The sequence below is a fragment of the Burkholderia sp. Se-20378 genome (assembly GCF_017104665.1).
GTDB lineage: Bacteria > Pseudomonadota > Gammaproteobacteria > Burkholderiales > Burkholderiaceae > Burkholderia > Burkholderia lata.
This window is the reverse complement of sequence record NZ_JAAGPG010000282.1, coordinates 1-10,763: the sequence shown is the minus strand read 5'-3', so window position 1 is coordinate 10,763 and position 10,763 is coordinate 1. Positions and strand designations below refer to the sequence as shown.

At 66.9% G+C, this 10,763-nt stretch carries 13 protein-coding genes and 1 pseudogene; all 14 read left to right on the top strand.

The features are described from left to right. Window positions 1–682 (top strand): thiamine phosphate synthase (gene thiE / locus G3N93_RS24990; RefSeq protein WP_206134172.1); only part of this gene is annotated, 682 nt, incomplete at its 5' end. Between the two features lie 84 nt (window positions 683–766). Beyond that, window positions 767–1,588 (top strand): ABC transporter ATP-binding protein, encoded by an 822-nt coding sequence (locus G3N93_RS24985; RefSeq protein ID WP_174939799.1) that lies wholly within the window; start codon window positions 767–769, stop codon window positions 1,586–1,588. Further along, entirely contained in the window at window positions 1,585–2,352 is a 768-nt protein-coding gene (gene mlaE, locus G3N93_RS24980; RefSeq protein ID WP_006477137.1) for a lipid asymmetry maintenance ABC transporter permease subunit MlaE, read from the top strand. The genes G3N93_RS24985 and mlaE overlap by 4 nt, the downstream gene beginning before the upstream one ends. 24 nt (window positions 2,353–2,376) lie before the next feature. Next, window positions 2,377–2,937: an outer membrane lipid asymmetry maintenance protein MlaD gene (gene mlaD / locus G3N93_RS24975; RefSeq protein WP_041492723.1), complete on the top strand. Its 561-nt coding sequence runs from the start codon at window positions 2,377–2,379 to the stop codon at window positions 2,935–2,937. Window positions 2,938–2,968: 31 nt separating this feature from the next. Next, window positions 2,969–3,925 (top strand): VacJ family lipoprotein, encoded by a 957-nt coding sequence (locus G3N93_RS24970; protein ID WP_206134173.1) that lies wholly within the window; start codon window positions 2,969–2,971, stop codon window positions 3,923–3,925. Window positions 3,926–4,036: 111 nt separating this feature from the next. Continuing rightward, window positions 4,037–4,666, top strand: a complete 630-nt coding sequence (locus G3N93_RS24965; RefSeq protein ID WP_041492999.1) for a phospholipid-binding protein MlaC — start codon at window positions 4,037–4,039, stop codon at window positions 4,664–4,666. Then, on the top strand, window positions 4,663–4,938 hold the full coding sequence (locus G3N93_RS24960; RefSeq protein WP_006477133.1) for a lipid asymmetry maintenance protein MlaB: 276 nt from the start codon (window positions 4,663–4,665) through the stop codon (window positions 4,936–4,938). Before G3N93_RS24965 ends, G3N93_RS24960 begins: the two co-directional genes overlap by 4 nt. A gap of 192 nt (window positions 4,939–5,130) precedes the next feature. Next, a complete protein-coding gene (locus G3N93_RS24955; protein ID WP_011350722.1) occupies window positions 5,131–6,057 on the top strand; it encodes an ABC transporter ATP-binding protein in 927 nt (308 codons plus the stop codon). Further along, window positions 6,054–6,809: an ABC transporter permease gene (locus tag G3N93_RS24950; protein ID WP_011350723.1), complete on the top strand. Its 756-nt coding sequence runs from the start codon at window positions 6,054–6,056 to the stop codon at window positions 6,807–6,809. The genes G3N93_RS24955 and G3N93_RS24950 overlap by 4 nt, the downstream gene beginning before the upstream one ends. A 57-nt stretch (window positions 6,810–6,866) precedes the next feature. Next, window positions 6,867–7,106, top strand: coding sequence for a BolA family protein (locus G3N93_RS24945; RefSeq protein WP_006477131.1), 240 nt, complete (start codon window positions 6,867–6,869; stop codon window positions 7,104–7,106). A 14-nt stretch (window positions 7,107–7,120) separates the two neighbouring features. Beyond that, on the top strand, window positions 7,121–8,470 hold the full coding sequence (gene murA / locus G3N93_RS24940) for a UDP-N-acetylglucosamine 1-carboxyvinyltransferase (RefSeq protein WP_174939793.1): 1,350 nt from the start codon (window positions 7,121–7,123) through the stop codon (window positions 8,468–8,470). After that, window positions 8,467–9,120 (top strand): ATP phosphoribosyltransferase, encoded by a 654-nt coding sequence (hisG, locus tag G3N93_RS24935; RefSeq protein WP_011350725.1) that lies wholly within the window; start codon window positions 8,467–8,469, stop codon window positions 9,118–9,120. Before murA ends, hisG begins: the two co-directional genes overlap by 4 nt. A 24-nt stretch (window positions 9,121–9,144) precedes the next feature. Continuing rightward, window positions 9,145–10,461: a histidinol dehydrogenase gene (gene hisD / locus G3N93_RS24930; RefSeq protein ID WP_174984360.1), complete on the top strand. Its 1,317-nt coding sequence runs from the start codon at window positions 9,145–9,147 to the stop codon at window positions 10,459–10,461. Between the two features lie 144 nt (window positions 10,462–10,605). After that, window positions 10,606–10,763: pseudogene (locus G3N93_RS24925) on the top strand (histidinol-phosphate aminotransferase); the annotation flags it as partial.

Genomic DNA, 10,763 nt, shown 5'->3' with positions numbered 1-10,763 from the left:
CGCGCGGTTCCCGCGGGTCGCCGGGCTGCCGGCCGCCCCCGAGCCCGCGTTCGCACCGTGCCCCGCACAGCTGGGCCTTTATCCGGTCGTGCCGGACGCCGAATGGGTCGAGCGCGTGCTCGATTGCGGTGTGCGGACCGTGCAACTGCGTGTGAAAGGCGCAACGCCGGACACCTTGCGGCGGGAAATCGCACGTGCGGTCGCGGCCGGGCGCCGCTTTCCCGATGCGCGCGTGTTCATCAACGATCACTGGCAGATCGCTGCAGAAGAGGGGGCGTACGGCGTTCATCTGGGCCAGGAAGACCTCGAGACGGCCGATCTGGCGGCAATCGCGCGGGCGGGCCTGCGGCTCGGACTTTCGAGCCACGGCTATTACGAAATGTTGCGGGCGCTGCACGAACGCCCGAGCTACCTGGCGCTCGGCCCCGTGTACGCGACTGCGACCAAGGCCGTTGCGGCGCCGCCGCAGGGGCTCGCCCGGATCACCCGCTATGCGCGCTTCGCGGGCACGCAGGCGCCGCTCGTCGCGATCGGCGGGGTGGGGCTCGACGCGCTGTCGGCCGTGCTGGCAACGGGCGTCGGCAGTGTCGCGGTGGTCAGTGCGGTGACGGGCGCGGCCGACTATCGGGCTGCTGTTGTTGCATTGCAGCAATGTTTTCCCGGACAATTTGACAATCATTGACCGCAGGGCCCGGAACGGCGTCACGACATCATTCCAATGCAGGCCCTATAATTCGGCGTTCTGCGTAAAAGGATTGTCCGCTCCGTGAGCCCCACTCCTACCGACACACTGCTGGAACTCCGCGACGTCGACTTTGGCTACGGCGACCGCCTCGTCCTGTCGAACCTGAACCTGCGCTTCGGGCGTGGGCAGGTCGTTGCGGTCATGGGCGGGTCGGGTTGCGGCAAGACGACCGTGCTGCGCCTGATCGGCGGCCTGGTGCGTGCGCGCCGCGGCCAGGTGCTGTTCGACGGCGCCGACGTCGGCGCGCAAACGCGCGACGGCCTGTATGCGCTGCGCCGCAAGATGGGCATGCTGTTCCAGTTCGGCGCGCTGTTCACCGACATGTCGGTGTTCGAGAACGTCGCGTTCGCGCTGCGCGAGCACACCGACCTGCCCGAAGACCTGATCCGCGACCTCGTGCTGATGAAGCTCAACGCGGTCGGGCTGCGCGGCGCGCGCGACCTGATGCCGTCCGAGGTGTCGGGCGGGATGGCGCGCCGCATCGCGCTGGCACGCGCGATCGCGCTCGATCCGCAGCTCATCATGTACGACGAGCCGTTCGCGGGCCTCGATCCGATCTCGCTCGGCATCACCGCGAACCTGATCCGCACGCTGAACCAGGCGCTGGGCGCCACGTCGATCCTCGTCACGCACGACGTGCCGGAATCGTTCGCGATCGCCGACTACGTGTATTTCCTGGCCAACGGCGGCGTGCTCGCGCAGGGTACGCCCGACGAGCTGCGCGCATCGACCGATCCGAGCGTGCGGCAGTTCATCGACGGTGCGCCGGACGGCCCGTTCAAATTTCATTACCAGAGCCCGCCGCTCGCAGCGGATTTCGGGCTCGGCGGAGGGCGCGCATGATCAGCGCGATCGGACGTTACGTCATCGGCGGCCTCGAGCGCGCGGGCTACGGCACGCGGCTGTTCGTGCGCCTCGTGCTGGAATTCTTCCCGCTGCTGCGCCGGCCGCGGCTGGTCACGAAGCAGATCCACTTCCTCGGCAACTATTCGTTCGTGATCATTGCCGTGTCGGGGCTGTTCGTCGGCTTCGTGCTCGGCCTGCAGGGGTATTACACGCTGAACCGCTACGGTTCCGAGCAGGCGCTCGGCCTGCTGGTCGCGCTGTCGCTGGTGCGTGAGCTCGGGCCGGTCGTCACCGCGCTGCTGTTCGCGGGCCGCGCGGGCACGTCGCTCACGGCCGAGATCGGTCTGATGAAAGCCGGCGAGCAGCTCACCGCGCTCGAGATGATGGCGGTGGACCCGATCAAGAACGTGATCGCGCCGCGCATGTGGGCGGGCATCATCGCGATGCCGCTGCTGGCCGCGATCTTCAACGCGGTCGGCGTGCTCGGCGGCTACTTCGTCGGCGTCGTGCTGATCGGCGTCGATCCGGGCGCGTTCTGGTCGCAGATGCAGGGCGGCGTGCAGGTCTGGGCCGACGTCGGCAACGGCGTGCTGAAGAGCATCGTGTTCGGGTTCGCCGTGACCTTCATTGCGCTGTATCAAGGGTATGAAGCGAAGCCCACGCCCGAGGGCGTGTCGCGCGCGACCACCAAGACGGTCGTGTTCGCGTCGCTCGCCGTACTCGGCCTCGATTTCCTGCTGACCGCGCTGATGTTCAGCTAAGCCTCAGCCAAGCCAAATTTTGGGATGACGATGAAAAAGACTGCTCTCGACTTCTGGGTCGGCCTGTTCGTGGTGGTGGGCTTCCTTGCGGTGCTGTTCCTGGCGCTGAAGGTCGGCAACATGAGCTCGCTGTCGTTTCAGCCGACCTATTCGGTGAAGATGAAATTCGACAATATCGGCGGGCTGAAGCCGCGCGCGGCCGTGAAGAGCGCAGGCGTCGTGGTCGGCCGCGTGAAGACGATCGGCTTCGACACGAATACGTACCAGGCACTTGTCACGATCGATGTCGACGGCCAGTATCAATTCCCGAAGGATTCGTCGGCGAAGATCCTGACGTCGGGCCTGCTCGGCGAGCAATATATCGGTCTGGATCCGGGCGGTGACACCGAAATGCTGAAGACGGGCGATACGATCACGATGACGCAATCGGCGATCGTGCTCGAAAACCTGATCGGCCAGTTCCTGTACAGCAAGGCTGCCGATGCGGGTGGGGCGAAGCCGGCAGCCGGTGCGCCGGCCGCACCGGCACCGGTGGCGGTGCCGGCGTCGGCGGTGTCCGCCGCGTCCGGTTCGGCGGCCCAATAACCACACGAGAGAAAACAAGAGGGTAATGACCATGCAGACGATCCGCATCAGGCAGGCCGCGCTGGCGGTAGCGGCAGTCGCCGCGTTGAGCGGCTGCGCGACCGTGCAGACGCCGACCAAGGGCGATCCGCTCGAAGGCTTCAACCGGACGATGTACACGTTCAACGACAAGGTCGACACGTATGCGCTGAAGCCGGTCGCGAAGGGCTACCAGTACGTGGTGCCGCAGCCGGTGCGCGACAGCGTGACGAACTTCTTCTCGAACATCGGCGACGTCTACATCGCCGCGAACAACATCGTGCAGCTGCGGATCGCGGACGGCGTCGGCGACATCATGCGCGTCGTGATCAACACGGTGTTCGGCGTCGGCGGCCTGTTCGACGTCGCGACGATCGCGAAGCTGCCGAAGCACACGGCCGACTTCGGGATCACGATGGGCCGCTACGGCATGCCGTCGGGCCCGTACCTCGTGCTGCCGCTGCTCGGCCCGAGCACGCTGCGCGACACGGCCGGCCTGGGCGTCGACTACGTCGGCAACCCGCTCACCTACGTGAAGCCGGACGGCGTGAGCTGGGGCCTGTTCGGTGTCAACCTCGTCAACACGCGTTCGAACCTGCTCGGCGCGGGCGACGTGCTGGATGCCGCGGCGCTCGACAAGTATTCGTTCGTGCGTAACGCGTACCTGCAGCGTCGCCAGATGCTGATCAGCAACGCGCGCGGCGAGGCGGCCGCGACGTCGAGCAACGACGCGCTGCCGAAGTACGACCTGCCGGAAGACGGCGCGGCACCGGCGGCAGCCGGTACGGCGGGCGCGGCAGCGGTGGGCGGTGCAACGGCGCCGGCAGGTGCATCGGGCGCGGCGGTGGCCGCACCGGCCTCGGGATCGGCCGAATCGCCGAACCCGGCCAGCGAAACGAACGTGCCCGCGATGCCAGTGGCGCCGCCGTCGCCGGGCGGGTTCCGCTTCCCGAGCATCCGGCTGCACTGACGGATTTACATTCGTTACAGCCGGAAACGATTCAGTCGGTAGCGTGCGCGAACTTGCGCGTAAGCTACCTGCTCCAACCTCCGCATCGACTCATTCATGCAGGTCACTATGATGAAAAAACTGTTCCTGATCCCCGTTTTCGCGGCGCTGTTCTCGTTCGGCAGCGCAGCCCACGCGCAAGTCGACCAGTCGAACCCGCAAGCGCTGATCAAGACGGCGACGCAGCAGGTGCTCGACGAAGTCAAACAGCAGACGATCAAGCAGGGCGACACCAATCGCATCATTACGATCGTCAACAAGGACATCCTGCCGTACACCGATTTCCGCCGCACCACGCAGCTCGCGATGGGCCGCAACTGGCGCACCGCGACGGCCGAGCAGCAGCAACAGGTTCAGGAGCAGTTCAAGCTGCTGCTGATCCGCACGTATTCGGGCGCGCTGGCGCAGCTGAAGCCGGACCAGCAGATCCAGTACCCGCCGTTCCGCGCCGATCCGGCCGATACCGACGTCGTGGTCAAGACGGTCGCGATGAACAACGGCCAGCCGGTCCAGATCGACTACCGCCTGTACAAGTCGGCCAACGGCTGGAAGGTGTATGACCTGAACGTGCTCGGCGCGTGGCTGATCCAGACGTACCAGCAGCAGTTCAACGAGAAGATCCAGCAAAGCGGCGTGGACGGCCTGATCCAGTTCCTCACGCAGCGCAACCAGCAACTTGCCGCCGGCAAGCAAGCGTCGTGAGCGGCTTCGAAGCCGGCTCCTCGCTGACCGTCGCGAGCGCGAAGTCCGCGCTCGCGGACGGTCTTGCGCGCATCGGCGCGGGCGCGACCGCCGTCGATTGCGCGGCGCTGACGCAGTTCGACTCGTCCGCGCTCGCCGTGCTGCTCGCATGGCAACGTGCCGCCAAAGCGCGCGGCACGGCCCTCGACATCCTCAATCTCCCTCCGAAGCTCGCCAGCCTCGCGCGCGCCTACGGCGTCGACGCGCTCATCGAAGGCACCGGGCGACATTGACCCTGTCCGACCGGAGCCTGCCGCGCCGCCCGGCGCGCGCAAGCTTCAGGCCGCGTGCTTCCGGCACCGGCTCCACCAGCCGGTTTGCCCTATAATCAAGCGTTTTGCGGGGCAGCCAATCGGCGTCCGGCCCCCATTTTCATTCGCAGCAAGCACAGAATAGGCGTCGCGGCCCTTGCGTCGCGCACAGTCATGTCAGCCATAGAAATCCGTCACGTCAAGAAGCGCTACAAGTCGCTTCAGGCGCTCAAGGGCGTCAGCCTGTCGGTCGAGGAAGGCGAGTTTTTCGGTCTGCTCGGCCCCAACGGCGCAGGCAAGACCACGCTCATCAGTATCCTCGCCGGGCTTGCCCGGGCCGACGAAGGCAGTATCTCGGTGCGCGGTCACGACGTCGTCAAGGACTTCCGTGGTGCGCGTCGCGCACTCGGCGTCGTGCCGCAGGAACTCGTGTTCGATCCGTTCTTCACCGTCCGCGAGACGCTGCGGATCCAGTCCGGTTATTTCGGGCTGCGCCGCAACGACGACTGGATCGACGAAGTGATGGCCAATCTCGACCTCACCGAGAAGGCCGACGCGAACATGCGCGCGCTGTCGGGCGGGATGAAGCGCCGCGTGCTGGTCGCGCAGGCGCTCGTGCACCGGCCGCCCGTGATCGTGCTCGACGAACCGACCGCCGGCGTCGACGTCGAATTGCGCCAGACGCTGTGGAAATTCATTTCGCGCCTGAACCGCGAAGGCCACACGATCGTGCTGACCACCCATTACCTCGAGGAAGCCGAGTCGCTGTGCGACCGCATCGCGATGCTGCGCCGTGGCGAAGTGGTTGCGCTCGACCGCACCGACGCGCTGCTGCGCCGCTTCGCGGGGCTGCAGCTCTACCTGCGCCTCGCGACCGGCGCGCTGCCGTCCGAGCTGCGCGGGCTGGAGTCCGACCCGGCCGCCCGCGCGCCGGGCGAGCACCTGCTGCGCCTGACGAGCTACGACGATGTCGAGCGGATCCTCGCGCAATGCCGCGCGGCGGGCTGCACGTTCGACGAGATCGAGGTCCGCAAGGCCGACCTCGAAGATGTGTTCGTCCAGGTGATGAACGGGGCAGACGTCATCGAGGGATTGGCATGAGCGGGTTTCAAACGCTGTTCTACAAGGAACTGCTGCGTTTCTGGAAGGTGTCGTTTCAGACGGTGTGCGCACCGATCGTCACGGCGCTGCTGTACCTGACGATCTTCGGCCACGCGCTGTCGGGCCGCGTCGAGGTCTATCCGGGCGTCGAGTACGTGAGCTTCCTCGTGCCGGGCCTCGTGATGATGAGCGTGCTGCAGAACGCGTTCGCGAACAGCTCGTCGTCGCTGATCCAGTCGAAGATCACCGGCAACCTCGTGTTCATGCTGCTGCCGCCGCTGTCGTACCGCGACATCTTCGGCGCGTACGTGCTCGCGTCCGTGGTGCGCGGCCTCGCGGTCGGCACGGGTGTGTTCGTCGTGACGATCTGGTTTATCCCGATGCATTTCGCGGCGCCGCTGTTCATCATTGCGTTCGCGCTGCTCGGCTCGGCGATCCTCGGCACGCTCGGCCTGATCGCCGGGATCTGGGCCGAGAAGTTCGACCAGCTCGCGGCGTTCCAGAACTTCCTGATCATGCCGCTGACGTTCCTGTCCGGCGTGTTCTATTCGACGCACTCGCTGCCGCCCGTGTGGCGTGAGATCTCGCGTCTCAATCCGTTTTTCTACATGATCGACGGCTTCCGTTTCGGGTTCTTCGGCGCGTCCGACATCAACCCGTTCGCGAGCCTCGCGATCGTCACCGGTTTCTTCGTGCTGCTCGCGCTGATCGCGATGCGGCTGCTCGCGACCGGCTACAAACTGCGTCATTGATATCGACAGGCAGCGGGCCGCCATCCAGGCGGCGCGCGCCGACAGGAGCCTTACACCATGTTGCCGACTCCCGAACAGGTCAAGCAATACATCGCCGGCGGTCTCGCCTGCACGCATCTGGAAGTCGAAGGCGACGGCCAGCATTTCTTCGCGACGATCGTGTCCGCTGCCTTCGAAGGCAAGCGGCCGATCCAGCGGCACCAGCTCGTCTACGCGGCGCTCGGCGATCGCATGAAGCAGGAAATTCACGCGCTCAGCATGAAGACGCTGACGCCCGCCGAATGGCAGAACGCATAAACGGAAATCACTGAGTGCAAGTCACCGTCAACGAGCGCGACGCCGTCCAGAGCGTCGCCACGGCACACCCGGCCGCCAACGGGGAATCGCATGGCCATGGGATGGACAAGCTCGTGATCGAAGGCGGCCACCGTCTGTCGGGCGAGATCGTCGTGTCGGGCGCGAAGAATGCCGCGCTGCCGATTCTGTGCGCGGGGCTGCTCACCGGGGACCCGGTCGATCTCGACAACGTGCCGAATCTCAAGGACGTGCGTACCACGCTGAAGGTGCTGAACCAGATGGGCGTGAAGAGCGAGACCGACGGCTGCCGCGTGCAGCTCGACGCGTCGCGCGTCGACAACCTCGTCGCGCCGTACGAGCTCGTGAAGACGATGCGCGCGTCGATCCTCGTGCTCGGGCCGCTGCTCGCGCGCTTCGGCGAGGCGAAGGTGTCGCTGCCGGGCGGCTGCGCGATCGGTGCGCGTCCGGTCGACCAGCACATCAAGGGCCTGCAGGCGATGGGCGCCGAGATCAGCATCGAGCACGGCTTCATCGAAGCCCGCGCGAAGCGCCTGAAGGGCGCGCGCATCGTGACCGACATGATCACGGTGACGGGCACGGAAAACCTGCTGATGGCCGCGACGCTCGCCGATGGCGAGACGGTGATCGAAAATGCCGCGCGCGAGCCGGAAGTGAGCGATCTCGCACACTTGCTGGTCGCGATGGGCGCGAAAATCGACGGCATCGGCACCGATCGACTCGTGATCCAGGGCGTCGAGCGGCTGCACGGCGCACGCCATTCGGTGATCCCCGATCGTATCGAGGCCGGCACGTTCCTGTGCGCGGTCGCGGCGGCCGGCGGCGACGTGATGCTGACGGGCGTGCGCCCGCACATCCTCGACGCGGTGATCGACAAGCTGCGCGAAGCCGGCGTGTCGATCGAGGAAGGCGACAGTTGGCTGCGCGTGAAGATGGACCGCCGGCCGTCGGCGGTGACGATCCGCACGTCGGAATACCCGGCGTTCCCGACCGACATGCAGGCGCAGTTCATGGCCCTCAATACGGTCGCGACGGGTACCGCGCAGGTCGTCGAAACCATTTTCGAGAACCGTTTCATGCACGTGCAGGAGCTGAACCGGCTCGGCGCGAACATCACGATCGACGGCAACACCGCGCTCGTGACGGGTGTCGACAAGCTGTCGGGCGCGAACGTGATGGCGACCGACCTGCGTGCGTCGGCGAGCCTCGTGATCGCCGGGCTGCGTGCCGACGGCGAAACGCTGGTCGACCGCATCTATCACCTCGATCGCGGCTACGACCGCATGGAAGCCAAACTGACCGCCGTCGGCGCGAACGTGCGCCGCCTTTCCGGGAGCCAAGCATGACCGCGCCGCTGACCCTTGCCCTGTCGAAGGGCCGGATTTTCGAGGAAACCCTGCCGCTGCTGGCCGCGGCCGGCGTGCAGGTCACCGAGGATCCGGAAACGTCGCGCAAGCTGATCCTGCCGACGACGAACCCCGACCTGCGCGTGATCATCGTGCGCGCGAGCGACGTGCCGACCTATGTCGAATACGGCGCGGCGGATTTCGGCGTGGCCGGCAAGGACGTGCTGGTCGAGCATGGCGGCTCGGGCCTGTACCAGCCGATCGATCTGAACATTGCGCGCTGCCGGATGTCCGTGGCCGTGTCGGCCGGTTTCGACTATGCGAGCGCCGTGCGCCAGGGCGCGCGCCTGCGCGTCGCGACGAAGTACGTCGAAACCGCACGCGAACACTTTGCCGCGAAGGGCGTGCACGTCGACCTGATCAAGCTGTACGGCTCGATGGAGCTTGCGCCGCTGGTCGGGCTGGCCGACGCGATCGTCGACCTGGTCAGCTCGGGCGGCACGCTGAAGGCGAACAATCTGGTCGAGGTCGAGGAGATCATGGCGATCTCGTCGCGCCTCGTCGTGAACCAGGCTGCGCTGAAGTTGAAGCGCACGGCACTCAAGCCGATCCTCGACGCGTTCGAACGCGCGTCGCAGAATGGCGGTTGAGCGCATCACCGTAACGGAACTCCCATGTCCATCACCATCCGCAAGCTCGATTCGACGAGCGAAGGCTTCGGCGCCGCACTGCGCGCGCTGCTCGCATTCGAGGCGAGCGAAGACGCGGCGATCGAGCAATCGGTCGCGCAGATCCTCGCCGACGTGAAGTCGCGCGGCGACGCCGCGGTGCTCGAGTACACGAACCGCTTCGACCGGCTGAGCGCGAACAGCATCGCCGCGCTGGAGCTGCCGCAGGACGCGCTGCAGACGGCGCTCGACGGCCTCGCGCCGAAGGCGCGCGCGGCGCTGGAAGCGGCTGCCGCGCGAGTGCGCGCGTACCACGAGAAGCAGAAGATCGAGTGCGGCACGCATAGCTGGCAGTACACGGAAAGCGACGGCACGGTGCTCGGCCAGAAGGTCACGCCGCTCGACCGCGTCGGCCTGTACGTGCCGGGCGGCAAGGCCGCGTATCCGTCGTCGGTGCTGATGAACGCGATTCCCGCGCGCGTCGCGGGCGTCGGCGAGATCGTGATGGTCGTGCCGACGCCGGACGGCGTGAAGAACGACCTCGTGCTCGCCGCGGCGCTGCTCGGCGGCGTCGATCGCGTGTTCACGATCGGCGGCGCGCAGGCGGTTGGCGCGTTGGCATACGGCACGGCGACGGTGCCGGCCGTCGACAAGATCTGCGGCCCCGGCAACGCGTACGTCGCGTCGGCGAAGCGCCGCGTGTTCGGCACGGTCGGCATCGACATGATCGCCGGGCCGTCGGAAATCCTCGTGCTGTGCGACGGCACGACCGATCCGAACTGGGTCGCGATGGACCTGTTCTCGCAGGCCGAGCACGACGAGCTCGCGCAATCGATCCTGCTGTGCCCGGATGGTGCGTTCCTCGAGCGCGTCGAAAAGGCGATCGACGAGCTGCTGCCGTCGATGCCGCGCCAGGACGTGATCCGCGCGTCGCTCGAAGGGCGCGGCGCGCTGATCAAGGTGCGCGACATGGCCGAAGCCTGCCGGATCGCGAACGACATCGCGCCCGAGCACCTGGAAATCTCCGCGCTGGAGCCGCAGCAATGGGGCCAGCAGATTCGCCATGCGGGCGCGATCTTCCTCGGCCGCTACACGAGCGAGAGCCTCGGCGACTACTGCGCAGGCCCGAACCACGTGCTGCCGACGTCGCGCACCGCGCGTTTCTCGTCGCCGCTCGGCGTGTACGACTTCATCAAGCGCTCGAGCCTGATCGAGGTCAGCGCAGAAGGCGCGCAGACGCTCGGCGAGATCGCATCGGAGCTCGCGTACGGCGAGGGGCTGCAGGCGCACGCGAAGAGCGCCGAGTTCCGGATGAGGCACTGACCACCCGCTGCGCGGGGCCGCGGCTGGCGCTGACGTGCCGCCCGGCCTGCCCCTGAAGGCCGGGGCTGGAGACACCTGTGCAGGGCGGCAGCCGCCGCCTTGCCGAACATTTGACGCCGGCGCGACGCACGCCGGCTTGAGACCATGACGACGCCACAAGACATCATCCGCCGCGACGTGCTCGCGATGACGAGCTACCCGGTGCCGGACGCGAGCGGGTTCGTGAAGCTCGACGCGATGGAGAACCCGTACCCGCTGCCCGAACCGCTCGCCGCGGCGCTCGGCGAGCGTCTCGCGCAGGT

Bases quoted from the DNA above. Each gene is read 5' to 3' on its own strand.
- mlaE (WP_006477137.1), top strand. From the start codon at position 1,585: ATGATCAGCGCGATCGGACGTTACGTCATCGGCGGCCTCGAGCGCGCG.
- mlaD (WP_041492723.1), top strand. From the start codon at position 2,377: ATGACGATGAAAAAGACTGCTCTCGACTTCTGGGTCGGCCTGTTCGTG.
- G3N93_RS24970 (WP_206134173.1), top strand. From the start codon at position 2,969: ATGCAGACGATCCGCATCAGGCAGGCCGCGCTGGCGGTAGCGGCAGTC.
- G3N93_RS24965 (WP_041492999.1), top strand. From the start codon at position 4,037: ATGAAAAAACTGTTCCTGATCCCCGTTTTCGCGGCGCTGTTCTCGTTC.
- G3N93_RS24955 (WP_011350722.1), top strand. From the start codon at position 5,131: ATGTCAGCCATAGAAATCCGTCACGTCAAGAAGCGCTACAAGTCGCTT.
- G3N93_RS24950 (WP_011350723.1), top strand. From the start codon at position 6,054: ATGAGCGGGTTTCAAACGCTGTTCTACAAGGAACTGCTGCGTTTCTGG.
- G3N93_RS24945 (WP_006477131.1), top strand. From the start codon at position 6,867: ATGTTGCCGACTCCCGAACAGGTCAAGCAATACATCGCCGGCGGTCTC.
- hisG (WP_011350725.1), top strand. From the start codon at position 8,467: ATGACCGCGCCGCTGACCCTTGCCCTGTCGAAGGGCCGGATTTTCGAG.
- hisD (WP_174984360.1), top strand. From the start codon at position 9,145: ATGTCCATCACCATCCGCAAGCTCGATTCGACGAGCGAAGGCTTCGGC.